Origin of the sequence: Hymenobacter wooponensis, from assembly GCF_004745865.1 — a bacterium.
In the GTDB taxonomy this organism is placed as follows: Bacteria; Bacteroidota; Bacteroidia; order Cytophagales; family Hymenobacteraceae; genus Hymenobacter; species Hymenobacter wooponensis.
This window is the reverse complement of sequence record NZ_SRKZ01000001.1, coordinates 143838-168690: the sequence shown is the minus strand read 5'-3', so window position 1 is coordinate 168690 and position 24853 is coordinate 143838. Positions and strand designations below refer to the sequence as shown.

Below are 24853 nucleotides of genomic sequence, written 5' to 3'. Positions count from 1 at the left end.
TGTGGCTTGGGTAGTTGCGGGAAACGGCTATTGCTAGTCGTTCAGCTCGTCGTAGACCAGCAGTTGGTTTTGGGCAATGATATGTTCACCGTCTTTCAGGCCCGACTGCACGTAGCTCACGTCGCCCACAGTTTTGGCGATTTGCACTTCGCGGGTTTCCACGTGGTTCCGGTCCTTGAACACCATCACGAAGTTGCGGTCCTTGTCGAACACCACGCACTTGGCGGGGACAGCCAGCATTTTGTTGCTTTCGGTGTTTTCTACTTTGATTTGGGCGTACATCTCGGGCTTGAGCAGGTAGCCGGGGTTATTGAGCCGCACCCGCACTTTCATCACCTTACTCTCCGGGTCAAGCACGTTGAATACCTTATCGATGCGGCCGGTGAAGTGCTTATCGGGGTAGGAGAGGGTGGTTACATCGGCTGCGTAACCTTCCTTCACCTTGGCAATGTCCGACTCGAACACGTTGGCCAGTATCCACACGTCGTCGAGGTTGCTGACGGTGAAGAGGTTGCCCACATTGTCAGCATTGAACTGCATGTGGTCAGTCACGTTTTTTTCCGTGATGAAGCCCGAAATAGGTGCCCGCAGCGTGTAGGTGCCATCGGCCGATACGCCATATACTCCCAGTTGCTTACGGCTCTTACCCACGTTGCCTTGGGCTTTGCGCAGCTCTTGGCGGGCCAGGCTCACATCGCGCTCCGAGGCTAGGCCTGCCGCGTACTGGTCTTCCAGCACCGAGAGGTTTTTGCGGGCAATGTCGAGGTCGGTGCCGGCGCTGCTGCTTTGGTTCTGGAGGTCGGCAATCTCGCCGCTTTTGATCACGGCCAGCACCTGGCCCTTGGTAACGTGGTCACCGAGCTCAACGGTTAGCTGCTCCACCACGCCGCCCACCAACGGGTACACTTTCACGGTTTTGTCGCCATCAGAAGCAATCTGGCCGGAAAGAACCAGCTCGTTGCGCACGGGCGTGGCGTGCACCGTGTCAATCTTTAGCTCGCGCAGCATCTGGTCCGACATTGTGAAGCCGGCTTCCGCTTTCTGTGGGGCATCGGCTTCTTCAGTTTTTGAGCAGCTCGCCAATCCCAGGGCGAGCGGGAGGGCCAGCGACGTGGCCAGGGTGGCAAAGCGGGGCATGTTGAAAGCAGAGAAATAAGTAGGGGAGGATGTTGGGGAAGTGGAGCGCATGATTACTGGGCGTTGAACACCGGGCGGCCCACGGCGTAGTTGAGTTGTTCAAAAGCTCGCACGCGGCTGGCCCGCAGATCATTGAGCTGCACGAGGTTGTTCTTGTAGCTTTCGTAGAAGTCCAGGAACTCCACGATGGTGAGGTTGCGCTTGGCGTAGCTCTCATCAATGCCCTTCATGAGGCGGTCGAAGTCACCAGTTTCGCGGTCGGCGCTCTGGAAAAGCTGGTCGGTTTGGCGGGCCTGGCGCCACGCTTCCTGCACATCGTTCTGCACCACGAGCTGCTGCTGGCTTAGCTGGGCCTTGCTCACCTCAATCTGGTTCTGCGCCGACCTGATGTTGCCCTGGTTGCGGTTGAAAATGGGCACGGCAATGCCCAGCGTCACGGCGTTGTAGTTCTGGATGTAGTTACCGGCGCGGTCGTACACGTAGCCAACGGCCAGGTCAGGAGTAGCCAAGGCGCGCTGGTAGCGCAGGTTTTGGGTTTGCTGCTGCACAGTGGCCTGGCGCGCCTTTAGGTCGGCCCGGTTTACTTGGGCAGAGTCAATGAGCTGCTCCTCAGTGCGGCCGGTCAGCGTCAGGGCTTTCAGGCGTTGCTGATCAGCCGTAGGGATGTAATAGGCCCCGCTGGTGTCGCGCATTAGAATGCGCAGGTCGGCCTGCTCGGAAGCAATGTCGTTGAGGAGGGCTTGCCGCTCGTTGCGCAGTTGAAACAGGAAGGCTTTGAGGCGAATAACTTCCTTGAGGGCAATATTGCCCTTGTCGTACTGGCCCTGGTACAGGTTTACGGTACGCTGGAAGCTGGCCACTTCCTTGTCATACACGCCTACGCTCTGCTGCTTGTAATAAAGGTCGTAGTACGTGCTACGCAGCTGGTAGCGGAGGGTCCGCAGCAGGTCCTCAAAGTTGAACTGCTCTACCAGCGTGTTTTGCTGCGCCACGTTGGTAGCGGCCTTGCGGCGACCCGCAATGGCAAATAGCTGCTGCACTTGCACTATGGAGTTACCCGTTTTGGTAACATCCAGCACCCGGTGCGTTTGGGGGTTATAGGTGTTCTGCTCAAGTGAAATGGTGGGGTTGTCCCACAGCTTCGCCTGCAAAATCTGGGCTTGGGCCGCTGATACGTTGTAGCGCTGGGCCAGCAGGTTCAGGTTGTTCTGAGTGAAGCGCTGCTCCGCCTCCGTGAGGGTGAGCCGTACAGTATCGGCGCTGAGGGGAGCGGCCTTGGTCTGAGTGGTAGAGCCTAGCAGCAGCAGTGCCGTCAGTGCCCAAAAGAAGCGTTGCATATCCTGGTTTCGATGTAGGGATATGCAAGTGTACTGTGGCGGTATTAGGGGAGAATTAGAGGTAAATTAGAAACACATTAGAACATCAATATTTTTGGCGAAAGACCATTTAAACCCTGCAGAAGCACCTTTTTGGGTAGTTAGCAACCCGCAATTCTCCCAAATACTTTCACGCTGCTCTGTACATGCCGCCGCCTGGCCAGTACTAGTACTAAAACAACCCGTGCAGTCTGCCCAGGAAACGAACAGAATACACGGGTTGTGCAAGAGGAAAGCAACGCGTGCTTAGTCGTTCAGCTCTTTGTACAACAGCAAAGGGTTACTGCTAATAACCTGCTCGCCGGGCTCTAGGCCACTGCGTAAGTAGCTGAGGCCGCCCGAAGAATAGTGCACAGCCACTGGGCGCGTTTCAACGGCTTTCCCTTGCTGTACCACCAGAGCATAGCGCTGCCCGTTGGCGAATACCAAGCTCGTAGAGGGTACGGCGGGCAACTGCTCTGCAGACGTATTTTGGAGGCGCAGGCGGGCATACATACCCGGTTTGAGTTGGTGATTGGGGTTAGGAAGCCGTACGCGAACCTGCATGGTTTTGCTCTCTGGATTCAGTAGGTTAAATACCCGATCTACCTGGCCTGTAAATACTTGGTCGGGGTAGCTTAGGGTGCGTACTTCTACCGGTAGGCCAGTGCGCACCTTTTCTATGTCGGATTGAAATACATCGGCTAACACCCAAACATCGCGTAGGTCGGCGAGGGTGAAGAGATTTCCCACCTGCTCCGGCGAAAATTGCATGCCCTCGGCAGCCTTCTTTTCCGTGATAATGCCGGCTTGCGGCGCCCGCAGAACGTAGCGCCCACCTTCAGGACCATATACTTCCGTTTGGCGGCGCAGGCGGGTAAGCTCATCCTGAGCTTTTTGCAGGGCAGCTCGGGCTAGCGCCAGCTCCTGCGCCGAGGCCATGGCACTAGTGTGCATGTCATGTACTGTTGCCAGCCGCTGCTTAGCAGTACTCAAGTTTACCTCGGCTTCGGTGCGCTGCTGTGCCAGCTCCGCCATGTGCGTACTGCGAATAATAGCCAATACTTGACCGCGCTCCACCCGGTCGCCGAGCGATACGGGCACCTTTTCTATCACTCCACCCACCAGCGGAAAAACGGCCGTAGTGCGGTCAGCATCCGGCACTACCCGGCCCTCCAGATGCAAATCAACGCGAACTGGGGTCAACCGCACACTATCGGTCTCCAAGTGAGCCAGCATGGCGGCCGACAAACCAGCGGGAGCTGCAGCCTGCGGAGGAACTACTTGTTCTTCTTCAGAACAGCTGCCTAAGCTAAAGGGAAGGAAGAAAAGAGACGTAAGACGAAGTAAGCGGATCATAGGCTGCAGGGGTAAACTGCACAAGCTTACGGCCCGCATATTAGAGCTCCGTTAGAAGTGGATTAGAAACCGATTAGAATCTGGAAAACCCTGTATTTATCTATCGAAATACCTCCCTAATCGCCGAGTAGCGCCCCAGCCTCACCGTCCTTCAGAGCCATCGAAAAAATCAGCGGGCTAGGCCACGCTGCCCGTGTTAGAAGATTACTTCGGCCACTGTGCCCTGGCCTAGCTGGGAAGTGATGCGTAACGTTCCGCCGTGCAATTCCAGGATTCGGCGTGCTAAGGGCAGGCCTACACCATGCCCCGTTACGCCGCGGGCATTATCGGCCCGGAAGAAGGGCTGGAAGATTTGTGGTAACTCTTTCTCCCCAATACCAATACCGTGGTCTTCAACCCGGAGGTAGTTGTGACCATCCCGATGTGAAAAGTTGATTAGCACCGGTTTATCGGGCCCCGAATATTTAAGAGCGTTATCAAGCAGGTTGGTAATAGCCCGGCCCAGCAGCTGCCGATTTCCGTGTATTTCCAGGTAGCTAGGGTCTTCGGGTAGCTCATTCAGTGTAATCTTTAACCGCCGCCGCTGGTCGGGCGCTACTGCTTCTCGGGCCTCCCAGAGCAACTCATCTAGCCGAATATTATCACCCGTCGCGCTGCCCGTGCTGGCCTGCGTGAGCTCCAGTAAGTTGTTGATTAAGGACTTAAGTTGTTGAAGTTCGTGCAGTACCGAGGCCAGCCCTTCCTGGTAGGACGCAATAGTCCGCTCGCGGGTCAATAGCACCTGAATTTCACCAATGGTAGCTGTGAGAGGGGTGCGCAGCTCGTGGGAGGCGTTGCTTACGAAGGTCCGCTGGGTTTCAAATCCATCCTCCAGGCGCTCCAGCATACGGTTAAAGGTGTGGGCCAGGCGCGTTAGCTCGTCTTGCTCGTTACTGAGCTGCTCATTCACACGCAGGTGCAGATCCTGCGCCGTGATGCGGTCCACTTGGTCGTTAACGGCGGCAATGGGGGCCAGCGCCCGCCCTGCAAATACTCGCCCTGCTACGTAAATAACCACTAGGCTCAGCACAAAAATGCTGAACAGAATAGTAGCCAAGTACTTGAGCCGCGCTGCCCCTGAGTGGTTTATGGCCGCAGCTACAATAATGTACTCGCCTTGGTTATCATTATAGAAGAGGCCAACGGCCTGGCGGGGCCCCAGATCGAAGTACACTTCCTTCTCCACCAAAATGCGCGTCAAGATGTTCTCCGGAATCTTGATGCGCTGGTCTTCTTCAATAAAGCGCGGCTCTAGCTTGGAGTTATAAATCTGCAGCACCTCTCCGGTTAGGGTCCGCAAGTAGCGGTGTTGGAAGGCCCGGAAGGCATCGGCTCGCAACTCATCTTGTTCCAGAAACACGTACCCCGTCACCTCGGCCCGGTCGCGCAGGCGCTGGTGAAACTCCTCATGCGTGTAGTCGGCCTGCAGGATATATACCACCGACATGGCCGCTAACAGAATAAACGCTACCAACCCCAGAAAGAGCCACGTCAGGCGGTTACGGATGGTCATATTAGGGGAGAAATTGTGAAGTGGTGAAAGACGGCGAAGTAATGGAAGGTGAGGGTGTGAAGGAGTACAATGAGGTATTGGAGAGGTCTAGACCACGTTATATGCGAGACTAGGCCAGTAAAACGGCAACTTCACAATTTCCCCTTTCACCACTTTACTCTTGGGCCCGCAACACGTAGCCCATGCCCACTACCGTGTGGAGGAGCTTCTGAGAGTAACCCTTATCCACCTTGTTGCGCAGGTAGTTCACGTACACATCAACCACGTTAGAGCCAGCATCAAACGACTCCTCCCATACATCGCTGGCAATTTCGGCTCGGCTGAGCACCCGACCGGGGTGGCGCATAAACAGCTCCAGCAGGCCAAACTCACGGGCCGTAAGCTTAATCTGTTGCCCATTGCGGGAAACGGTTTTGGCGGCCGTATCGAGGGTTAAGTCGGCGAAGGTGAGCAAGGAGCTTTTTACCTGCTGTCCACGACGCCGGGTAAGTGCCCGCACTCGCGCCACCAGCTCCGGAAAGTCGAAGGGCTTCACGAGGTAATCGTCGGCGCCGCCCCCAAAACCCTGGAGCTTATCTTGGGTAGTACCCAGAGCCGTGAGCATTAGCACGGGGGTTTGCTGATCGTGCTTGCGCAATGCCTCCAGCACCTCTAGGCCACTATGGTGGGGCAAGATCACGTCGAGGATAATAAGCTCATAGGAGTGGGAGAGGGCCAGCTGCAAACCAAAGCGTCCGTCGTAGGCCACTTCTACCTCAAATCCTTCTTCCTCCAAGCCTCGCTTGATAAAGGCGGAAACTTTGGGTTCGTCCTCAACGAGTAGGAGTTTCATATAGGGGTAAAAGCAAAATAAAGTCAAGACCGAAGCCGCAAGAAGTATGTCAAGATTCCTGAAATACTTCTTGCTGCCAGTAATGCAGAGTGAGTGGTTACTTCATGTGCATGCTGTTCAGCAGCCCAAAAGGTCTAGTCATCCTCGTAATCGAGGCCTAGGCACTGATTTAAGGCTTGCTGTAACTCGCTGGCTGCATGCAATTGTCCGGCCCGGCGGGCAACGGATAGGCCTAGACGGTAAACTTTTTCTGCTTCATCAGGCTTCTGTAAGTACTCTAGCATCTTGCCGGCGTGGTAGTAAGTGCCCACGTAGTCCGGATGCTCGGCAAGCAGCTTATTATAGTACTCCATGGCCCTTTTTGGCTCCGTTTCGCGGTATTCCGTGGCAATGGCGTAAATGGTAAACGGATCATTTGGGTCGTCTTCGTAGAAGGCGAGCAGTTGTTGTAAGCGGCTTGGCGTGGTTTCCATCAGGTAGTATTTTCAGTATCTTCGCCCCAAATTTGGGACTTTCCCCTAGTTTCTCCTCCACCACAAGCAGCCGTAGATGAAGTTTCTCGTTTGCATCAGCAACGTGCCCGACACGACCACTAAAATTGCCTTCACGCCCGATAATAAGGAGTTTAACAAGGCCGGCGTGCAATTCGTTATTAATCCCTGGGATGAGTATGCCCTCACTCGCGCCATTGAGCTGAAGGAAGCTCAGGGTGGCGGTACTGTTACGGTACTGAACGTAGGTGAGGCCGATACGGAGCCCAATATTCGTAAAGCGTTGGCCATTGGTGCCGACGACGCTATCCGCGTGAATGCTTACCCCAAAGATGCCTTCTTTGTGGCTCAGCAAATTGCCAGCATCGCCAAAGATGGCGGTTATGATGTGATTCTGATGGGCAAGGAAAGCATTGACTACAATGGCTTCCAGGTGCACGGTATGGTAGGCGAGCTGCTCGGCATCCCGACGGTTGCTCCCGCTATGAAGCTCGACATGAGTGGTAACACCGCCACCCTGGAGCGTGAGATTGAAGGCGGCAAAGAAATTGTGGAGGTGAATACGCCTTTCGTGGCTTCTTGCCAGCAGCCCATGTGTGAGCCCCGCATTCCGAACATGCGCGGCATCATGACGGCCCGCACTAAGCCCCTGAAAGTAGTGGAGCCCGTAGGTGACGCTCCGCGCACCGAGGTGGCCACCTATGCCTTGCCTCCCAAGAAGGAGGGCGTGAAGCTCATTCCCGCTGAAAACGCTGGCGAGCTGATTAAGCTTCTGCGCAACGAAGCGAAAGTAATCTAACTCAGAATTGAGATTCTAGAACTTAGAGCCTAGTCTGAGGCCAACCACTTACCGGTTGCACTCAGAGGCCGTGGGAATATTCCATCTAAGTTCTTAGCTCTATAATCTAACCTCTCAGAATAATGTCTGTACTAGTTGTTGTTGAATGTGACGGCGGTGAGGTAAAGAAATCCTCGCTGGAAGTGGCCTCTTATGGCAGCCAGGTAGCTCAGCTGCTCGGCACCACAGCTACAGCCGTGGCCGTAGGTGAAGCCACCGAAGCTAACCTGGCCCAGCTGGGCGAGCAAGGCATCACGAAAGTGCTGTACGACGCGGAGCCCCGCCTCAAGGACTTTGTGAACGGTGCCTATACCAAGCTGATTGCTGCCGCCGCGCAGCAGGAAGATTCTAAAGTTATTGTACTGGCTAACTCCAACATTGGCGCCGCCGTAGGCTCGCGCCTGTCGGTGCGGTTGCAGGCTAGCTTGGCTACCAACGTGGTAGAGCTGCCCAAGAACGACGGCGGCCAGTTCACGGTGAAGCGCGGTGCCTTCTCGGGCAAAGCCTTGGCTGATGTAGTACTGAGCGGCGAGCGGAAGATTCTGGCCGTGAAGAAAAACTCTATCGAGGCGCTGCACGAAGCCGGCAAAACCGCTCAGGTAGAGTCGTTCTCGGCTCAACTAACGGATGCAGACTTTGCTGATGCTCCCAAGCAGGTGATCATGCAGGAGCAGACGGGTGGCGTACTGCTGCCAGAAGCTGATAAAGTGGTTTCGGGTGGCCGCGGCATGAAAGGCCCCGAGAACTGGAACCTCATCGAAGACCTGGCCAAGGCACTGGGCGCGGCCACGGCTTGCTCTAAGCCCGTGTCGGACGTTGACTGGCGCCCCCACCACGAGCACGTAGGCCAGACCGGCATTACCGTGTCGCCCAACCTGTACATTGCCTGCGGAATCTCGGGTGCTATCCAGCACTTGGCCGGCGTAAACTCGTCGAAGGTTATCGTGGTAATCAACAAAGATCCGGAGGCTCCTTTCTTCAAAGCTGCTGATTATGGCATCGTAGGCGACGTATTTGACGTATTGCCCAAACTAACCCAGGCCGTTAAGGAACTGGGCTAGGCCACTCTGTTACGACTAAAAGGCTATTAATTCGCGAAAAACTCGCTTTTTCGTCAATTGCTTAGCACTTTCGTATAGACAGTACGGCAAGGTCTAATACTTCAGAAATCAGTACGTTCCCTGGTGAAAAAAATTCAGCTCGAAATTCTGGGCCTCTCGTCCAGCCAGTCGCAGTCTGGTTCATTTGCCCTTATCTTGGGTGAGAAGACCGGCAACCGGCGCTTGCCGATCATAATCGGCATGTTTGAGGCGCAGAGTATCGCCATTCAAATAGAGAAAATCAATCCGAACCGGCCGCTCACGCATGACCTGTTCAAGTCATTTGCCGAGCAGGTGCACGTGGTAGTGCTGGAGGTCTTGATATCCGACCTCAAAGAAGGCGTGTTCTACTCGAAAATAGTGTGCTCTGATGGGGCCACAACGTTCGAGCTGGACTCGCGCCCTTCCGATGCTATTGCCATTGGCCTCCGCTTTGGTGTGCCCATCTTCACGGTGGAAAGCGTACTCAGCGAAGCCGGCATCATCTTGTCTGATCTCGACGAAAACGCCGATGAGGACACCGACGATGAGGACGAGGATGATGACGACACACCCGGCGACCCTGCTACACCCCAGGTGGAGCAGCGCGAGCCTAGCGGGCAGGTATCGTTGGATGAGCTAACTAAAATGTTGGCTCAAGCCCTCGAAAAGGAAGATTATGAAAAGGCCGCCAAAATCCGCGACGAGCTAAACAAGCGTAACGGATAAGGCAACTGGCCTAGCAACAGAAACGGCTTCTCTGAACCAGGGAAGCCGTTTCTGTTGCTAGGCGCGCTGGCTAGGCTATGCTGCCGGGTTGTTGTTACTTTGCCGCTCATTCACCTCTTCACCCAACTTATGGAGACTACCGCTGCCCCCGACCTGCGCTACCCCATTGGTCACCCTGTTTTGCCGGATGAGACGCTGGATAAGGGAGCCCGGACCGCTTACATCGCCCAGATTGCCCTGCTCTCTGACCAGGTACGAGCGGCCGTAACAGGCCTATCTCCAGTTCAGCTCGACACACCCTATCGGCCTGAGGGCTGGACGGTGCGCCAAGTGATCCATCACCTGCCCGATTCTCACCTTAATAGCTACACCCGCTTTAAGCTGGCTCTCACGGAAGATGTGCCCACTGTGCGCCCATACGAAGAGCAACTATGGGCCGAGCTGCAAGATACCCAAGCAACGCCCGTAGCCGTGTCGCTGGCGCTGCTGGAGGCTCTGCATATCCGTTGGACCTTCCTACTCCGCAACCTCACCGACGCGCAATGGCAGCGCACGTTTTACCACCCTGGCTCCAAGCGTACGTTTACGCTGGATCAGGCGCTGGTATTGTACGCCTGGCACGGGCGCCATCATCTGGCTCATATCACGGAGCTGCGGAAGCGAGAGGCCTGGTAATACCCAGTTTATCATTGCAAGGAGGAATGACGAACAAACTCTTCCTCGTCCATGTGGCAAGCTTAGTAAATGCAAAAGCCCTTACGTTCATGTAGACGTAAGGGCTTTTGCATATATAAGGGGTGAGATACGCCTAAGTTTAAATGTTGATAGCCTCGTCGGTGGTAGCGGCGGCTAGGCCACCGTGAGTTTCGTCGTCTACTTTCTTGGCGGCGCGTACGAGGCTGCTGCTGAAGATGAATTCCTTGAGTTCGGGAACCTTGGCATTCAGGATTTCATCTTTGTTGCCGTCCCATAGCTTCTGGCCTTTATAGAGGAAAATGATATGGTCGCCGATTTCGATTACGGAGTTCATGTCGTGGGTTACCACAACCGTCGTGATGCCGTACTCGTGCGTGATTTCGTGGATGAGTTCGTCGATCTTGATGCTGGTAAGCGGGTCGAGGCCGGAGTTTGGTTCGTCGCAGAATAGGTAGGTACAGTTGGGCGCAATAGCCCGAGCAATACCCACACGCTTCTTCATACCGCCCGATATTTCGGAAGGCATTTTGGTACCGGCATTTTCTAGGCCTACCCGCTTCAGGCAAAACTCAACCCTATCAAGGCGCTCTTCACGGCTCATCTCGGTCATGAGCATCTTGAGGGGAAATTCTACGTTTTCGGCTACTGTCATGGAGTCGAACAAAGCCGAGCCCTGGAACAGCATGCCAATTTTGCGGCGAATTTCCTGCTTGATATCCACCTTGTTATTGGTGAACACGGTGCCATCGAAAGTGATGCTGCCGATATCGGGCTTCATGAGGCCTACAATGCACTGCAGCAACACCGATTTACCCGTACCGGAGCCACCCAGCAGCAGGTTACACTTACCGGTTTCGAAGGTGCAATTGATGCCACGTAGCACCTGATTGCCGTCGAAGGATTTCTGAACGTTATGTACTTCAATCATGAGAAAATGCTAGGAGTCAGGACGCAGGAAAGAACAAACCAGAGGAGGTTCTGGCTTTTCAACAGGCCGCCTGAATTACAACAGAATGGCGGCCAGCGCAAAGTCGGCTACCAGAATGGCGATGATGGAGTTGTTTACCGCGTCGGTGCTGGCAGCACCTACTTCTAGGGCACCGCCCGAAGTAAAGAAGCCCTTGAACGCCGCAATAGCCGACACTAAGAAGGCAAACACCACCGACTTAATGAGCGCAAACACAATGTTATACGGGATGAAATCGGTCCGGATACCCTCCACGTACTCCTGCGCCGATAAAGCGCCCGTGAGGGAGCCCGCCAAATAGCCACCAATGATTGACAGCGACATGGCCAAAATGACCAGCAGCGGGAACATGAGCATAGCGGCCACAATGCGCGGTAAAACCAAGTAAGAAGCCGAGTTAATGCCCATTACTTCCAGCGCCGAAACCTGTTCCGTAATGCGCATGGTGCCTAGGCCACCAGCAATGCTGGAGCCTACTTTGCCTGCCAGCACAATGCTGGTGATGGTAGGGGCCAGTTCCAGAATGGTCATTTCCCGCACCATGTAGCCAATAGTGCTTTTCGGGATAAGCGGGTTGGTGAGGTTGTAGGCAATCTGGACGCAGGTTACTGCTCCGATAAAGGCCGAAACAATGGCAACAATGAAGATGGAATTGACTCCGATGATGATGCATTCATCAACGGTGCGGTTCCAGAGCACGCTGAAACGCTCTTTGCGAAAGAGCATGCTTTGGATGAAGAGCAGAAATTCGCCAAATGACTTGACCATAAAAGCGGCAGAGAAGGAGGAAAAGCGAGTACTTGCGGGCGGGTAGGCCTCTAGTTATTCTATAGAAGAGCTTGCCCGCTTCACTTACGTAAAAACAGTTTCAGCAATCAAAGGAATGCAAAAAAATATCGTAGTGATTACGGGGGGCACGAAAGGAATTGGACGGGCCCTGGTAATCAGGTTCCTGCAGGCCGGGTATCCGGTGGCAACGTGTGCCCGCTCGGCCGCTGACCTCGACGAGCTGCGCGCCACGGTAACGGCCGAGCTGCCTACTGCCGAGCTGCACACGCACCCCGCCGACTTAAGCCAGCAAAGCGAAACCCGCCGCTTCACCAACTTTATAAGTGGCCTAGGCCAGGTGGAAGTGCTCATCAACAACACGGGCTCCTTTATTCCGGGCCGACTGCAGGATGAGCCCGCCGATGGCTCGCAGTTGCGCCAGATGCTGGATGTGAACTTGCTCAGCGCCTACGACGTGACGCTGGCCCTGCTGCCCGGCCTGATTGCGCGCCGCAACGGCCATATTTTCAATATCTGCTCTACGGCCAGCCTCACGGCCTATCCCAACGGCGGCTCCTACGGCATTGCCAAGTTTGCCCTGCTAGGCATGACCAAAAACCTGCGCGAAGAACTCAAACAGCACAACATCCGGGTGACGGCCGTGCTGCCGGGCGCCACCCTTACGGCCAGCTGGGAAGGCACCGACCTACCCGCTGAACGGTTTATTAAGGCGGAAGACGTGGCCGAAGCCATCTTTAGCACCTTCAGCCTCTCCCCGCAGGCAGTGATAGAAGAACTCTTAATTCGGCCCCAATTGGGCGATTTGTAGGCCTAGCAGCTTTCAGTTGAGCAGAGGCTCTTTAGCCCATAGCCGAAAAGTCTCTGCTCAATGGAGGCAGAGGCCTCACTTAGACCTGCGCTTTAGGTACGTGACGTAGATGAACTCCAGCAACATCGCCCAAAAACCTAGAGTAGTAGCGCCAGAAACGTAAGGCAGAATGCTACGCTGACCACTACCCAACAGTAGCACCGAGAGGCCTAGGCCAGCTATCCAGAGCAGCTTCAGATAGTCGAGGCGGGTTTTTGGTGTTTTGCGCCAGAACCACCAGCTGTACGTCAGCAACAGGAGCAGGCCGCTGCTTATCAGCAGTTGGGAGCCACCTGCCCAGTGCAGTATGATGAGCAGTACGCCGGCATTCAGGCCCAGGAGCGCCAGCAGCAGGGGCACGCTGAAGTATGCGTTGCGCCGGATGGTGCTGTGCCAGAAGAGCAGCAGTAACCCCAAGGCAGTAAAGGCCGCCAGTATAGAGGTAAGAAAGGAAGAACCGGGGATAAGCTGCATGGCTAGTCTGGAGGCAATAGTTTACTCCTGCACCAGTTTGCCCTTGCCGCTGATCTGCAAACTGGCGCTGGCAGCAGAGATACCGCTATAGAAAATAGTGCCTGTGCCCGCGTGCGTGCCTACCAACGACTCGGTGACCGTGAAATGCCCATTACCATTGGTGGCAATATTGCTGCGCAGAAAGACCCGGTTGGCCGGTAGGCCGCGGGCATAAGTGCTGCCGTTGCCCCCAATAGTTACGTGCAGCTCTTGGGTACGGCCTTCCAGGTAAATGTCGCCCAGCTCGTACTGGTCCATGTTCAGGTACTGGCTTTGCAGGGCAAGACGGAAGTCGCCGGAGCCGATGAGGTGGGCAAAGAGCGTATCGGCCCGGAAAGTACCCTCAGTGCGAATATCAGACTGACCACGCAGGAAGATGTCGTGAATTCGGGGCGTGTGCAGCGTTACCTCGCGGGGCGTATCATAGCGGCGCACCCAGTTGCAGCGGCTGGTATTCCGGATAACCAGCTGGTTGCCGGTTGCCTCCAACCGAATATCTTCCTGCAGATTTTTCCCCGCCCGCACCTCAGCGTAGGTCTGCGTATCCTGAACCAGCGTAACCGTGATGTTGTCGTAGGTGGTGAGCGTGCGGAAGGGAGAGAGCTCGCGCCGCTCGGTGGTAATATTGCCGGTGCTCGTGAAACAGCCCGCTTCATTTTCCTTGCTGCACGACGTTAAAGACCCGAATGCAGCTACTCCCAGCGCAGTTACACGTAAAAGCCGGCGGGGGACGCTAACTTGCGGCCCTATTTCAAACCAAGACATATCCCGAAACGATGGACCTAAGCGGCAAGGTAGCCATTATCACAGGCGTCAGCAAAGGAATTGGGCGGGCCACCGCCGAGGCATTGTTAGCGAAAGGAGCCATTGTGGCGGGTTGGGGCCGTACGGCACCAGAAGGATTGGAGCATGAGCGGTTCCAGTTCTTTGAGTGTGATATCCGCAATGAAGTAGCCGTGCAAGAGGCCTACACCAACACCCAGCGCGAGTTGGGCCTGGAAATCCAGATTCTGGTGAACAACGCTGGGCTAGGCCACTTCGGCCCCGTGGACGGCTTCTCATCCGACGACTGGCACGAAATGTTCGACACCAACGTACACGGCGTGTTCTACTGCACAAAGGCGGTGCTACCGCAGATGAAAAAGCAGCATCTAGGCCACATCATTAATGTGGCTTCTTTGGCCGGCACAGCAGGCACCGCCAACTTAGCCGGTTACTGCGCCACCAAATACGCCATCCGCGGCTTTTCTGATGCTTTGTTCAAAGAAGTACGCCCCAATGGTGTGCGCGTGACGTGCGTGATGCCCGGCTCTGTGGAAACCAACTTCAACGGCGCTACGCCCGGCCAGGAGCCCGATCCGCACAAGATGCAACCTGAGGACATTGCCGCCGCCATTGTGCACGCGCTGGAGGCTCCGCAAACCGTTATGATTTCGGAGCTACAGATGCGGCCTACGCAGCCTAAGTAGTGGTTGGTGGTTGCTTGCGGTTGCGCTCAGGATCTTTCTGACAACCATTCCGCAAGCAACAGCTAACAACCAGCAATTAGCAACACATACATGGTAGAAGTACAACAACTAACCAAAACCTTTGGCACTCAGGCAGCCGTGAACAACATCAGTTTCACGGCAGGAAAAGGCGAAATCTTAGGTTTCCTGGGGCCGAACGGGGCGGGCAAGTCCACGACCATGAAGATTGCCACTGGGTATTTGCCCCCCTCGGCAGGTACGGTGGTAGTAGATGGCTACGACGTACAGACGGCCCCGCTGGAGGTGCGCCGCCGCGTGGGTTACCTACCGGAGCATAACCCGCTCTACCTGGACATGTATGTGCATGAGTATCTGGAGTTCATTGGCTCGGTACACGGCTTAAAGGGCAGCCACCTGCGCCAGCGGGCGCGCCAGATGGTAGACCGGGTAGGCCTGGGCCGTGAGCAGAACAAGCAAATTGGGGCACTGTCGAAGGGGTACCGCCAGCGCGTAGGCCTGGCCCAGGCCCTCATTCACGACCCCGGCGTACTCATCCTCGATGAGCCCACCACTGGCCTAGACCCCAACCAGATTGGCGAAATCCGAAGCCTGATCCGAGAGCTAGGCCAGGATAAGACGGTTATCTTTTCCACGCACATTCTGCCCGAAGTAGCAGCGCTGTGCAGCCGGGCGGTCATCATCAACCGCGGCCAGCTGGTAGCCGACTCGCCCGTGTCGGAGCTGGGAGCTAAGGCAGCCGGCGAAACTATCATTCGGGCTGAGTTTGAGCAGCCTATTGCTACTGAGCCGCTGCTGGCGCTACCTGGCATCAAACAAGTAGAGCAAGAAAGCGGCAACACCTACCGAATTCGGGCCGCCGCGGGCACCGACCAGCGCGGTGCTATTTCGCGCCTAGCAGCTCAACAGGGCTGGGTGCTGCTCGGCCTCCGGCAGGAAGAACAGTCCTTGGAGCAAATATTCCAGACCCTGACGAAATGAAGGGAACAAGCAATAAGAATGTCATATCGAGCTTGCCGAGACATCGCGCTCGAATCAATGAGTCAGTATAACAACGTCAGCACGCGAGATGCCTCGGCAAGCTCGATATGACCAACGAATAGACTAATCACCAGCACATCACTACTAGATGTACGCCATACTTCGCAAAGAATTTAACGCTTTCCTCAGCTCCCCCGTGGCCTACGTGGTTATTGGAGTGTTTCTGGTAGCAACGGGCCTGTTCGTGTGGGTCTTCCCCGATAGCAGCGTGCTTGATTACGGATACGCCGATCTGCAAACGCTGTTCAATATGGCTCCCTGGATCTTTCTGTTCCTGATTCCGGCCATTACCATGCGCACTTTCGCGGAGGAGAAAAAGGCAGGCACCATTGAGCTACTGCTCACTCGTCCGCTTACCGATGGGCAGATAATAGGAGGGAAGTACCTCGCGTGCCTGCTGCTGGCCCTGCTGGCGTTGGTGCCCACGCTGCTCTATTACTACTCCGTCTATCAGCTAGGCGCGCCAAAAGGCAACATCGACTCGGCTGCAACGGTAGGTTCTTATCTAGGCCTGGCGTTACTGGCGGCCGTGTTTGCGGCCATCGGCATCTTCGCCAGCGCCATCACCCGCGACCAAATCATTGCTTTCTTGGTGGCCGTGGTGGGGTGCTTTCTGGTGTACTCAGGCTTCGACTCACTGGCTTCGGTGTTTGATGGTGCCCCCGCTTACTACATCAGCCAGCTCGGCATTGCGGCCCACTACCGCGACCTGAGCAAAGGCCTCATCGACTCCCGCGACCTACTGTATTTCTTTAGCTTGATTGCCGGCTTGCTATTAGGCACGCGGCTGGTGCTGCAGAGCCGCAATTGGTAATCTACTTTATAACCCTCCGTCAGCTAGCAAACGAACAGGTGGCCTAGAAGGCCCGTTTTGCGTGCCCCGCGAATTGACGAAAGAATCTGATCTGACTTCGCCACTGTATGGCTTCATCTTCTCCTGCTACACCTCTCTCCACCACGCGCAAACGCCGCGACCTAACGCGCTTCGGGTTGGCGTTGCTAGGCCTGTTGCTGCTCAACTTCCTGGGCGCGCTTTATTTCTTCCGGCTCGATATGACGGAGGAAAAGCGCTACACGATGTCGGGGGCTACTAAAACGCTGCTGCAGAACCTGAAGCAGCCCGTAACCGTGACGGTGTACCTGGAAGGCGACTTTCCGCCCGCCTTCCGACGGCTGCAGCAATCAGTGCGCGAAACCCTGAACGAGATGCAGGTGCATGGCGGCTCCAATCTGCACTACGTATTCGTAGACCCCTCCGCCGCTGGCACTGAAAAGGCCCGTAACGAGTATTATGCCACCTTATTGAAGAAAGGGCTGCGCCCCACTAACTTGGGCGCCAATGAGAACGGTAAGCGCGTAGAGAAAATCATTTTTCCCTGGGCTACAGTGGCTTCCGGCGGTAAAGAGCAGCAGGTGTTACTGTTGCGCGGCAACCAAGCTGCCCCCTCCGACGTGCGCCTGAACCAGAGCATCGAAGGATTGGAATACGAGTTGGCCAGCGCCATCCGTAAACTCAGCCCCGGCAAGCGCAAGCGTATTGGCGTGCTCGAAGGCCACGGCGAGCTAAATAACGCCGAAGCTGGTGACCTGATCGGCTCCCTGCAGCAGTATTATGATGTGTTCCGGGTAAACCTCAATCAGGCCCGCCCGCAGGATCTGAAAACGCTCAGCGCCGTTATTGTGGCCAAGCCCGCTACGGCTTACTCTGAGCCCGAGAAGTTCAAGCTCGACCAGTTCATTACCCAGGGCGGCAACGCGCTGTTCTTCGTGGACGCTATGCGCGTGAACCTCGATAGTGCTAACCGCGGCGGCATGCTCTCGTTCCCGTTGCAACTGAACCTGGAGGACCTACTGTTCAAGTACGGCGTGCGTGTAAACCCCGACCTGCTTCTGGACCTCAACTCTGGGGTTATCCCGATGGTAACTGGCCTAGAAGGGGAGAAGCCCAAAGTGGAGCCCATGCCCTGGCAGTTCTACCCCCTGATCAACAACTTCAGCCAGAACCCCATTACCCGCAACCTTGATGCGGTGTACACAAAATTCGTCAGCAGTATTGATACGGTGAAGGCCGCAGGCATCCGCAAAACACCGCTACTGTTCACCTCCCGCTACACCCGCGTCCTGCCTTCGCCGGTACCCGTAAACCTGAACGATGCCCGGCTAGAGCCCGAGCAGCGGCTGTACAAAGACCAGTTCAAGCCCGTAGGCTACCTGCTAGAAGGGCAGTTCCGCTCCCTTTACGCCAACCGCGCTCAGCCTGGCACCACGCAATACCTGCCCGAAACTTCCCCACTCGCTAGGCCATCTAAAGTTCTGGTGCTCTCCGATGGTGACTTCGTGCGTAGCGAGTTGGACCCCAAAACCGGCCGCCCGTTCCGCCTGGGCTTCGACCGCCTCGCTAATACCGAGTTTGCCAACCGTGAGCTAGTACTGAATGCTGTGGATTACATGCTTGATGAGAGTGGTCTTATCTCAGTGCGCAGCAAGCAAATCACGTTGCGCCCCCTCGATAAGCTGCGGGTTGTAGAAGAGCGCCGCCGCTGGCAACTACTGAATTTGGTGGCGCCGCTGGTACTGCTAGGCCTGTTTGGCATAGTGCGCGCTTGGCGCCGGAAGCGTCGATACGCGTCGTTCAACTAAGCTAGCCAAGTACTATGCTGGCTGACTTTCTGGGAGAAGCAATAGCAGAGGGTATCCTAGATGCAGTGAGCAAAGCCATACGGTGCGTTGTAGGCTTTACCTATCTGTATTTGCGCTATTGGACTCCCCAACGGGTGCGGCAGGTGCTGGCGCGGCAGTATGATAGTAAGTACTTTGTAGCTGGCAGCGCAGTACTTACCTGGTTGGTGCAAGGCCTAATAATTCTGCTGCTCCTGGCTTTGTGGATAGGAGTGCCCCTTTCAGCTTGGCTACATAAGTAGATTCTTCAAAGAGAGCCTCCAGAGAGGTTAGAACCTGATTTCGTCTTCTATCACGAAAGCAGACAGGACGGAATGCAAAGAGGTATTCTCGTTTTCGGAATACGTGGAGAGATAGGTATCGCCTTGCGGATTAGTATAACCTTTCAAATGCGCAAAGGCGGCTGGGTTAACCGCTTTGAAGCCCATCGACCATTGCGAAAAGTTACGTTCCTGGATAGGACCATCGGATAGCTTAACTACCCGGAAGTGCCGCTGATCCTGCCGGATGCGGTCAAAGATGTAGTGCACTTCCTCCTTTTCTCCCTCCAGTACCTGCATAAGTTCTCCTTCACAGTAAAGCAGAATCCCGGTCAAGTTGTGAGTTTCGTTCCACGCGCGAGACTGCACAAGGATAGTTTCTAGCGCTTTATCGTCAAGAGGAGTCGTAGCTATACTTTGGTAGACTAAATGATGCAGGGTAGAGGAAGCCATATTACAAGCGAAGCAAAAACTTAAAAAAGCAAAAGCGAAGTAATTGGCTTCTTCCGTGGTACACAATAGTCGAGCTTTAATTCAGTATACTGGGCGCCACCTGGAAGCAGACGCAGATACGGTGGCGAGTGACCAGAAAACTAGCTTTTATACGCACCCACAACGCTGATTTTAGCGATTATGTAGCGACGGATTCATTGTATGGGGTGGTTTCCAAACCCACTCCCATTTCCTATCTTTGTCGTCTTCTACACCAGCCAAAACCCTGCCTCTTCTATGAAGTTCATCGTTTCGTCTTCCGCCTTGCTCAAGCAGCTCCAGAGCATCAACGGCGTGGTCACGAATAACCCCGTGGTACCGATCCTGGAGAACTTCCTCTTCGAAATTGAGGAGGGCAAACTCACCATCACCGCCTCCGACCTGGAGACCAGCATGATGACGGAGTTGCCTGTGGAAGCCCGCGAAAGTGGCCGCATTGCGGCGCCCGCCCGTATCCTGCTCGATACCCTGAAGAACCTGCCCGACCAGCCCGTGACGTTCACCCTGGACGAGGAGACTTATACTATCGAAATTGCCAGCTCCAACGGCCGCTACAAGCTGGCCGGTGAGAATGCCACTGACTTCCCCCGGGTTCCGGTAGTAAAAGGCTCTACGCCGATTGAAATTCCGTCGTCTTCGCTGTCGCGGGCTATCAACAAGACCATCTTCGCGGTTAGCACCGACGAGCTGCGCCCCGCCATGACGGGCATCTTGGTACAGCTGGCCGATAACCAAGTGACCTTTGTGGCTACCGATGGCCACCGCTTGCTGCGCTACCGCCGCTCCGATGTGGGTGCCGGCCAGACGGCTAACATCATCATTCCGCGCAAAGCCTTTAATCTGCTGAAGGGCGCGCTGCCCTCCGAGGCTACCACCGTGCGCGTAGAGTTCAACAACTCCAACGCCTTCTTCAGCTTCAACCAGATGCGCCTCGTGTGCCGTCTGATTGATGAGCGCTACCCCGACTACGAGAACGTAATTCCGGTAAGCAACCCCAACAAGCTCATCATCAGCCGCCAGGAGCTGCTGAACTCGGTGAAGCGTATCAGCATCTACTCCAATAAAACCACGCACCAGGTTCGCCTGCGCCTGGCCGGTTCGGAGCTCACGGTATCGGCCGAGGACCTCGACTTCTCGAATGAAGCCAACGAGAAGCTGGCTTGCCAGTACGACGGCGAAGACATGGAAATTGGCTTCAACGCCAAGTTTCTGACCGAGATGCTGTCTAACATCGACTCAGAAGAAATTACGCTGGAGCTGAGCACGCCAAACCGTGCTGGTTTGCTAATGCCAACTACTCCCGACGACAACGAGAACATTCTGATGCTGGTGATGCCAGTGATGCTGAACAACTACGTTTAATCTCGGTTTGACTGAACAATTCAAGTAGTTCGTCATGCTGCGCGAAGCTTCAACCTCGCGCAGCATGACGTTCTTTTTTAATCTTTCGCAGCATGAAAAAATCTGAAATCCGCTTCAGCATCGCCCTCGACGATCAGAAAGTACCCGAGGCCATCAGCTGGTCGGCTACCGACGCGGGTCCCGATATCCACTTCGCCAAAGCCATCAACATTGCCCTCTGGGACCGGGATGAGCGCGGCACCATGAAGATTGACCTGTGGACCAAGGAGATGCCCGTTGATGAGATGAAGCGCTTCTACGTAGATACCATGGGTGCCATGGCCGAGAGCATCGTAACGGCCACCAACGACTCTGTAATGGCTACCAAAATGCGTGACCTGTGCCGCGTGTTGATGGACCACATTGAGGAGGAAGAGCGCAAACAGCGCTAATTTCTACCAACCGAACATGAAAAAGCCCCGCTAGATAGTTCTAGCGGGGCTTTCTTATATATTTAGGCCACTGCTTTTACCGAGCAGTAGGGGCAGGAGTAGCGGTACGAGCTGGCCCAATGGTAGCGCCCTTGCTGCTGGCAGGCAATGGGTTCTGAACGGAGTTTACGAAGATGGCGTCAGCGGATTTCGCGGCATAGTCACGGTCGTATTTGCGGAAAGTGGCGCGCGAATCGTAATAGTTGCTGTACTGGTCGGTGGAGAGTACGGCCTGCAGCTCTTTGTCACGCTCTTTGCACACAAGATCACACTGCTCTGTGATAACCTTCTGGTTGCCAGCGTTTCGCTGCTCAATAGCAGCCATTTTGGCTACTTTATCCTCGTTAATAGCCCGCAGTTTAGTGGCCTGATAACCGTTCAAGCGTAAGTCGCGGGCCATTTGGTCGGAAAGACGCTTGGCTCGCTCCTGCACGGGGTTCAGGCGAGGTGAAGGCTTGGTTTTATCCTGCGGTTGGGTTAGAGACGGTTTCTGCTGGGCCTGCACGCCGATGGTAGCGGCGAGGAGCAGGGCAGCGGTGGCAAGTTGCTTTCTCATCAGTATCTGCACGTTTTTAGATCTACAATCAGCGTCAGCCTCCCGATTATGAACTGGTCAAAACCAGGGCAGCTTGTCTTGATTATAACGAAAAACTGTGCCAGCGAGTTTATTCTGAATCAAAAACATAAGCCAGAAAGTGAGCTGAAAACGATAAACCCAAGCACAACGGTTGCTGCGCTTGGGTTTATACAGGTAATGTAGATAGTGCTACCTGGGCTGTAGTGGCCTAGAAGCGGTTCTTCCACATCATGGATTCTACTGGCTTTATGGTGCGCTCATTGTACTTGGCATTGGCCTTCCGGTTGTAGAAGGTTTCCACATCGCCCTGCACGGCAAAGTAAATCAGCTGGCCTACAGGCATCAGGTGGTACACGCGCACTGGCATCGACACGCTGATTTCCAGCGTCCAGGTGTTGCAGAAGCCAATATCGCCTTTGCCCGCGGTGGCGTGAATATCAATGCCAAGGCGGCCAACGCTGCTCTTGCCTTCCAAGAACGGTACGTGCGCGTGGCTCTCGGTGTATTCTTCCGTTACGCCCAGGTACAGCGTGCCGGGCTGCAGCACGAAGCCTTCCTCCGGGATTTCAAACACGTCGATTTCATTATGCTTGCGGGCGTCCAGCACGGCATCGCGGTAGGTAGCCAAGTAGCGGCCCAGGTGCACATCGTAGGAGTTGGTGCCGAGGCAGGTCCGATCGTAGGGCTCAATAACAATGTTGCCCCGCTCAATTTCGGCGAGAATCTGCTGGTCGGTGAGAATCATGCGTGTTCAGTTAAAAAAGTAGAAGTGCAGAGGGAAGCTGGCTGCCGCAAAGTGGCCTAGCAGTAGAAACCTGGCGGCGGGGCTACCTCTTTACTCGTCATCACCGTCTTCGTAACGGTCTTCGGGTAAAGTGCTGGTGCGGCGCCGGGCCGTGGAGCCCGACTTGCGCTCCTCTAGCTCGTCGCTGAGCGCATCGAGGCGGTTGCGCAGGTCGGCCAGGGGCCCAGTAATTAGAAAGAGCGTGAGCAGCAGGGAGCTGCCTGCCAGCAGCAACGTGAGGTAATCAACCCAGTCGTGGCGAGGCGATACATCCAGGGGGCGCAGAGAAGGGTAGGAGGCTGGGGCTGAGGCCAAGTTACCCTCGGGGGCAGGCTGCACATCCTCTTGTGCTACAGTGGCTGGCGCGTTGCTAGGAGTAGCTACTTCGCCATCAACAGCGGGTGGCACAGCGGCTCCATCGGCAGCTAGTTCCTCGGGAGCGGGGTCTTGAGAGGCATTGAACTGCGCGGTGCCTTGCTTGATAACGCGTTGCAGGGCCCGAATCAGGGCCACCCGCTCATCGCGGGGCAGTACTCGCACAAAGAACTCGAAGTTCTTATCTACAAGCACGGTATTCAGCTGCTTCTCAAACTCAATCAGGTCTGTGCGGCCGGAACCGAACTTGCCTTTGAAGCGCTCCGATACGTCGTTGTAATTATGAAAGAGCTTCTGCAGATCGGGGCGGCCGGGGAAATTATCGAACTCGCGGCGGGCCTTGGCACTGCGTAGGTTAGCCGGGAACTTGCCACGGGCGAAGGTCTTATCATAGACCGTTTCCATGGTGCGGAAGTTGAGCTCATCGACGGTACGCTCAAACAACCGTTTATTAGCTGCCGCCGGGGTTTCCGTTTGGGCGAGGAGCGCGCCGGGCACGGCAAGCCACAGCAGCAAGAGCAGCGGAAAAAACGAACGAAATCGGAACATGGCAGCAAAGGGATTTGCCGCAAAGGTAGCCGGTTGCTCCCAGGGTTTGGTGAGAGAATGCAGAAAAGGAGTGCGTTATTGAAGAAGTGGCCTAGAAAGTAAGAGACCTTACTTCTCTCACCTTCAGCAGTAGCGGCTGCGAAAGGTGGAGAAGTAAGGTCTTGCTAAGCTGTTGGGCTAGACTAGCAGCAGTGGCCTACAGGCCGTGCGCCTCGCGCATTGATTCGCGGCAGGCGGTGAGGTAGGTGTCTACCAACTCATCGGTAATGGCAGTGCTTACAAATAGCGCCTCGTACTGAGCGGGCGCCAAGTAGATGCCGCGGTGCAACATGGCGCGGAAGTACCGGCCAAAAGCTTCCGTATCCGACTGCTTCGCTTCCTCCAGGTTGGTAACGGGCTGATCAGTGAAGAACACGCTGAACATAGAGCCCACCTGGTTTACGGTGTAGTTCAGGCCCAGCTCCTGGCAGATCTGGCGGGTGCCATCGGCGATGCGCGTAGTAGTGCGGTTAAGCTGATCGTACAGCTCGGGGTGTTCCTGTAGGTAGGTGAGCTGGGCAATGCCAGCAGCCGTGGCAATAGGGTTGCCGGAGAGCGTGCCAGCCTGGTACACCTTACCTGCCGGGGCTACCTGGTCCATGATGTCCTTGCGGCCACCGTAAGCTCCTACGGGCATACCGCCCCCGATGATCTTGCCTAGGGTCGTCATGTCGGGCGTGATGCCGTAGAGCTCCTGCGCGCCGCCGCGGGCCAGACGGAAGCCAGTCATTACCTCATCAAAGATGAGCACAATGCCGTGCTGGGTGCACAGGTCGCGTAGGCCCTGCAAGTAACCTTCTTGAGGAGCTACCAGGCCCATGTTACCCACCACCGGCTCCAGGATGAGTGCAGCCACTTGCCCCTCGTTGGCCAAAATAACCTGCTCGGTAGCGGAGAGGTCGTTATAGGGTACCGTCAGCGTGTCTTGGGCTACACCCTGGGTTACGCCAGGCGAGTCGGGGGCGCCGAGGGTGAGAGCACCGGAACCAGCCGCAATCAGGAAGGAATCCCCGTGGCCGTGATAGCAGCCTTCAAATTTGATGATCTTGTTCCGACCTGTATAGCCACGGGCTACCCGGATAGCCGACATAGTAGCCTCCGTGCCGGAGTTCACCAACCGAACTTTCTCGATGCTGGGCACCATTTGCTTGATGAGCTCTGCCATCTCCACCTCGCGGCGCGTGGGCGCTCCAAACGACAACGAGCCCTGAATGGCCTCTTGCACGGCGTTTAGCACCAAGTCGGGGGCGTGGCCTAGAATCATGGGGCCCCAAGAGTTGATGAAGTCAAGGTAGCGGTTACCGTCAACGTCCGTGAGCCAAGCGCCTTTGGCCGACTGCATGAACACCGGATGTCCGCCCACGGCCCGGAAGGCCCGCACAGGAGAGTTTACTCCGCCCGGGATATGGTCTTTGGCACGGGTGAAAAGGGCATCAGAGGTGGTGAGCGTCAGGTCGGGAGCAGTCAGAAATTCAGACATGGAAACAAAGTAGCGTCAGCGGCAGCTGGCGGCGTTAAACATCAAAAAGAGTAGTTTCTAGGGCATTTACCGCA

The 24853-nt window shown here is 55.6% G+C and carries 27 protein-coding genes; 12 read left to right on the top strand and 15 right to left on the bottom strand.

Translation table 11 applies throughout. The features are described from left to right. Positions 1–33: 33 nt before the first annotated feature. The 6 genes from EU557_RS00640 to EU557_RS00615 form a co-directional block, all read right to left on the bottom strand. Positions 34–1188, bottom strand: a complete 1155-nt coding sequence (locus EU557_RS00640; protein ID WP_245326133.1) for an efflux RND transporter periplasmic adaptor subunit — start codon at positions 1186–1188, stop codon at positions 34–36. Positions 1189–1190: 2 nt separating this feature from the next. Next, the gene (locus EU557_RS00635) at positions 1191–2474 is read right to left on the bottom strand and encodes a TolC family protein (RefSeq protein WP_135528493.1); all 1284 of its coding nucleotides are present in this window, start codon (positions 2472–2474) and stop codon (positions 1191–1193) included. A gap of 285 nt (positions 2475–2759) precedes the next feature. Then, entirely contained in the window at positions 2760–3851 is a 1092-nt protein-coding gene (locus EU557_RS00630; protein ID WP_167855039.1) for an efflux RND transporter periplasmic adaptor subunit, read from the bottom strand. A gap of 196 nt (positions 3852–4047) precedes the next feature. Continuing rightward, positions 4048–5403, bottom strand: coding sequence for an ATP-binding protein (locus tag EU557_RS00625; RefSeq protein WP_135528491.1), 1356 nt, complete (start codon positions 5401–5403; stop codon positions 4048–4050). A 154-nt stretch (positions 5404–5557) separates the two neighbouring features. After that, positions 5558–6235: a response regulator gene (locus tag EU557_RS00620; RefSeq protein WP_135528490.1), complete on the bottom strand. Its 678-nt coding sequence runs from the start codon at positions 6233–6235 to the stop codon at positions 5558–5560. Between the two features lie 134 nt (positions 6236–6369). Further along, a complete protein-coding gene (locus EU557_RS00615; protein ID WP_135528489.1) occupies positions 6370–6708 on the bottom strand; it encodes a tetratricopeptide repeat protein in 339 nt (112 codons plus the stop codon). Between the two features lie 76 nt (positions 6709–6784). Between EU557_RS00615 and EU557_RS00610 the strand changes: the two genes are divergently transcribed. The 4 genes from EU557_RS00610 to EU557_RS00595 all read left to right on the top strand — a co-directional run bounded on the left by EU557_RS00610 (position 6785) and on the right by EU557_RS00595 (position 10047). Further along, positions 6785–7525, top strand: coding sequence for an electron transfer flavoprotein subunit beta/FixA family protein (locus tag EU557_RS00610; protein WP_135528488.1), 741 nt, complete (start codon positions 6785–6787; stop codon positions 7523–7525). Positions 7526–7647: 122 nt separating this feature from the next. Beyond that, a complete protein-coding gene (locus tag EU557_RS00605; RefSeq protein ID WP_135528487.1) occupies positions 7648–8625 on the top strand; it encodes an electron transfer flavoprotein subunit alpha/FixB family protein in 978 nt (325 codons plus the stop codon). Positions 8626–8748: 123 nt separating this feature from the next. After that, on the top strand, positions 8749–9372 hold the full coding sequence (locus tag EU557_RS00600; protein WP_135528486.1) for a bifunctional nuclease family protein: 624 nt from the start codon (positions 8749–8751) through the stop codon (positions 9370–9372). Between the two features lie 129 nt (positions 9373–9501). Then, entirely contained in the window at positions 9502–10047 is a 546-nt protein-coding gene (locus EU557_RS00595; RefSeq protein WP_135528485.1) for a YfiT family bacillithiol transferase, read from the top strand. A 139-nt stretch (positions 10048–10186) separates the two neighbouring features. Here EU557_RS00595 and EU557_RS00590 read toward each other — a convergent pair whose 3' ends face one another. Then, positions 10187–10996, bottom strand: a complete 810-nt coding sequence (locus tag EU557_RS00590; RefSeq protein WP_135528484.1) for an ABC transporter ATP-binding protein — start codon at positions 10994–10996, stop codon at positions 10187–10189. Positions 10997–11071: 75 nt separating this feature from the next. Then, positions 11072–11803, bottom strand: coding sequence for an MlaE family ABC transporter permease (locus EU557_RS00585; RefSeq protein ID WP_135528483.1), 732 nt, complete (start codon positions 11801–11803; stop codon positions 11072–11074). Positions 11804–11918: 115 nt separating this feature from the next. Between EU557_RS00585 and EU557_RS00580 the strand changes: the two genes are divergently transcribed. Further along, on the top strand, positions 11919–12632 hold the full coding sequence (locus EU557_RS00580; RefSeq protein WP_135528482.1) for an SDR family oxidoreductase: 714 nt from the start codon (positions 11919–11921) through the stop codon (positions 12630–12632). Positions 12633–12707: 75 nt separating this feature from the next. Here EU557_RS00580 and EU557_RS00575 read toward each other — a convergent pair whose 3' ends face one another. Beyond that, entirely contained in the window at positions 12708–13145 is a 438-nt protein-coding gene (locus tag EU557_RS00575) for a hypothetical protein (protein WP_135528481.1), read from the bottom strand. A gap of 21 nt (positions 13146–13166) precedes the next feature. After that, positions 13167–13949, bottom strand: coding sequence for a GIN domain-containing protein (locus tag EU557_RS00570; protein ID WP_135528480.1), 783 nt, complete (start codon positions 13947–13949; stop codon positions 13167–13169). Between the two features lie 11 nt (positions 13950–13960). On the opposite strand from EU557_RS00570, the gene EU557_RS00565 reads away from it, so the two are divergent. The 5 genes from EU557_RS00565 (at position 13961) to EU557_RS25650 (ending at position 18633) form a co-directional block, all read left to right on the top strand. Continuing rightward, a complete protein-coding gene (locus tag EU557_RS00565; protein ID WP_135528479.1) occupies positions 13961–14653 on the top strand; it encodes an SDR family oxidoreductase in 693 nt (230 codons plus the stop codon). Between the two features lie 90 nt (positions 14654–14743). Continuing rightward, positions 14744–15652: a gliding motility-associated ABC transporter ATP-binding subunit GldA gene (gene gldA / locus EU557_RS00560; RefSeq protein WP_135528478.1), complete on the top strand. Its 909-nt coding sequence runs from the start codon at positions 14744–14746 to the stop codon at positions 15650–15652. A 148-nt stretch (positions 15653–15800) separates the two neighbouring features. Further along, positions 15801–16526, top strand: a complete 726-nt coding sequence (gene gldF, locus EU557_RS00555; RefSeq protein ID WP_135528477.1) for a gliding motility-associated ABC transporter permease subunit GldF — start codon at positions 15801–15803, stop codon at positions 16524–16526. Positions 16527–16633: 107 nt separating this feature from the next. Beyond that, complete coding sequence (gene gldG, locus EU557_RS00550; RefSeq protein WP_135528476.1) at positions 16634–18352, top strand: gliding motility-associated ABC transporter substrate-binding protein GldG; 1719 nt, start codon at positions 16634–16636, stop codon at positions 18350–18352. A 14-nt stretch (positions 18353–18366) separates the two neighbouring features. Beyond that, positions 18367–18633: a hypothetical protein gene (locus tag EU557_RS25650; protein WP_210115955.1), complete on the top strand. Its 267-nt coding sequence runs from the start codon at positions 18367–18369 to the stop codon at positions 18631–18633. A 27-nt stretch (positions 18634–18660) separates the two neighbouring features. Here EU557_RS25650 and EU557_RS00545 read toward each other — a convergent pair whose 3' ends face one another. Then, the gene (locus EU557_RS00545; RefSeq protein ID WP_135528475.1) at positions 18661–19104 is read right to left on the bottom strand and encodes a BLUF domain-containing protein; all 444 of its coding nucleotides are present in this window, start codon (positions 19102–19104) and stop codon (positions 18661–18663) included. Between the two features lie 276 nt (positions 19105–19380). Here EU557_RS00545 and dnaN point away from each other — a divergent pair, with 276 nt between their 5' ends. Together dnaN and gldC are read left to right on the top strand one after the other, a co-directional pair. Continuing rightward, entirely contained in the window at positions 19381–20505 is a 1125-nt protein-coding gene (gene dnaN / locus EU557_RS00540; RefSeq protein ID WP_135434515.1) for a DNA polymerase III subunit beta, read from the top strand. A gap of 92 nt (positions 20506–20597) precedes the next feature. Next, positions 20598–20936: a gliding motility protein GldC gene (gene gldC / locus EU557_RS00535; RefSeq protein WP_135434516.1), complete on the top strand. Its 339-nt coding sequence runs from the start codon at positions 20598–20600 to the stop codon at positions 20934–20936. A 76-nt stretch (positions 20937–21012) separates the two neighbouring features. Here the strand turns inward: gldC and EU557_RS00530 are convergent, their stop codons facing one another. From EU557_RS00530 to hemL, 4 genes are all read right to left on the bottom strand, one after another. Further along, complete coding sequence (locus EU557_RS00530) at positions 21013–21531, bottom strand: hypothetical protein (protein WP_135528474.1); 519 nt, start codon at positions 21529–21531, stop codon at positions 21013–21015. A gap of 229 nt (positions 21532–21760) precedes the next feature. Then, positions 21761–22297 (bottom strand): dCTP deaminase, encoded by a 537-nt coding sequence (gene dcd, locus EU557_RS00525; protein ID WP_135528473.1) that lies wholly within the window; start codon positions 22295–22297, stop codon positions 21761–21763. A 90-nt stretch (positions 22298–22387) separates the two neighbouring features. Beyond that, complete coding sequence (locus EU557_RS00520) at positions 22388–23260, bottom strand: hypothetical protein (RefSeq protein ID WP_135528472.1); 873 nt, start codon at positions 23258–23260, stop codon at positions 22388–22390. A 196-nt stretch (positions 23261–23456) separates the two neighbouring features. After that, entirely contained in the window at positions 23457–24779 is a 1323-nt protein-coding gene (gene hemL / locus EU557_RS00515) for a glutamate-1-semialdehyde 2,1-aminomutase (protein WP_135528471.1), read from the bottom strand. Positions 24780–24853: the final 74 nt, after the last annotated feature.

Coding starts and splice junctions, on each gene's coding strand:
- EU557_RS00640 (WP_245326133.1), bottom strand. CDS start 1,188: ATGCGCTCCACTTCCCCAACATCCTCCCCTACTTATTTCTCTGCTTTC.
- EU557_RS00635 (WP_135528493.1), bottom strand. CDS start 2,474: ATGCAACGCTTCTTTTGGGCACTGACGGCACTGCTGCTGCTAGGCTCT.
- EU557_RS00630 (WP_167855039.1), bottom strand. CDS start 3,851: ATGATCCGCTTACTTCGTCTTACGTCTCTTTTCTTCCTTCCCTTTAGC.
- EU557_RS00625 (WP_135528491.1), bottom strand. CDS start 5,403: ATGACCATCCGTAACCGCCTGACGTGGCTCTTTCTGGGGTTGGTAGCG.
- EU557_RS00620 (WP_135528490.1), bottom strand. CDS start 6,235: ATGAAACTCCTACTCGTTGAGGACGAACCCAAAGTTTCCGCCTTTATC.
- EU557_RS00615 (WP_135528489.1), bottom strand. CDS start 6,708: ATGGAAACCACGCCAAGCCGCTTACAACAACTGCTCGCCTTCTACGAA.
- EU557_RS00610 (WP_135528488.1), top strand. CDS start 6,785: ATGAAGTTTCTCGTTTGCATCAGCAACGTGCCCGACACGACCACTAAA.
- EU557_RS00605 (WP_135528487.1), top strand. CDS start 7,648: ATGTCTGTACTAGTTGTTGTTGAATGTGACGGCGGTGAGGTAAAGAAA.
- EU557_RS00595 (WP_135528485.1), top strand. CDS start 9,502: ATGGAGACTACCGCTGCCCCCGACCTGCGCTACCCCATTGGTCACCCT.
- EU557_RS00590 (WP_135528484.1), bottom strand. CDS start 10,996: ATGATTGAAGTACATAACGTTCAGAAATCCTTCGACGGCAATCAGGTG.
- EU557_RS00585 (WP_135528483.1), bottom strand. CDS start 11,803: ATGGTCAAGTCATTTGGCGAATTTCTGCTCTTCATCCAAAGCATGCTC.
- EU557_RS00580 (WP_135528482.1), top strand. CDS start 11,919: ATGCAAAAAAATATCGTAGTGATTACGGGGGGCACGAAAGGAATTGGA.
- EU557_RS00575 (WP_135528481.1), bottom strand. CDS start 13,145: ATGCAGCTTATCCCCGGTTCTTCCTTTCTTACCTCTATACTGGCGGCC.
- EU557_RS00570 (WP_135528480.1), bottom strand. CDS start 13,949: ATGTCTTGGTTTGAAATAGGGCCGCAAGTTAGCGTCCCCCGCCGGCTT.
- EU557_RS00565 (WP_135528479.1), top strand. CDS start 13,961: ATGGACCTAAGCGGCAAGGTAGCCATTATCACAGGCGTCAGCAAAGGA.
- gldA (WP_135528478.1), top strand. CDS start 14,744: ATGGTAGAAGTACAACAACTAACCAAAACCTTTGGCACTCAGGCAGCC.
- gldF (WP_135528477.1), top strand. CDS start 15,801: ATGTACGCCATACTTCGCAAAGAATTTAACGCTTTCCTCAGCTCCCCC.
- gldG (WP_135528476.1), top strand. CDS start 16,634: ATGGCTTCATCTTCTCCTGCTACACCTCTCTCCACCACGCGCAAACGC.
- EU557_RS25650 (WP_210115955.1), top strand. CDS start 18,367: ATGCTGGCTGACTTTCTGGGAGAAGCAATAGCAGAGGGTATCCTAGAT.
- EU557_RS00545 (WP_135528475.1), bottom strand. CDS start 19,104: ATGGCTTCCTCTACCCTGCATCATTTAGTCTACCAAAGTATAGCTACG.
- dnaN (WP_135434515.1), top strand. CDS start 19,381: ATGAAGTTCATCGTTTCGTCTTCCGCCTTGCTCAAGCAGCTCCAGAGC.
- gldC (WP_135434516.1), top strand. CDS start 20,598: ATGAAAAAATCTGAAATCCGCTTCAGCATCGCCCTCGACGATCAGAAA.
- EU557_RS00530 (WP_135528474.1), bottom strand. CDS start 21,531: ATGAGAAAGCAACTTGCCACCGCTGCCCTGCTCCTCGCCGCTACCATC.
- dcd (WP_135528473.1), bottom strand. CDS start 22,297: ATGATTCTCACCGACCAGCAGATTCTCGCCGAAATTGAGCGGGGCAAC.
- EU557_RS00520 (WP_135528472.1), bottom strand. CDS start 23,260: ATGTTCCGATTTCGTTCGTTTTTTCCGCTGCTCTTGCTGCTGTGGCTT.
- hemL (WP_135528471.1), bottom strand. CDS start 24,779: ATGTCTGAATTTCTGACTGCTCCCGACCTGACGCTCACCACCTCTGAT.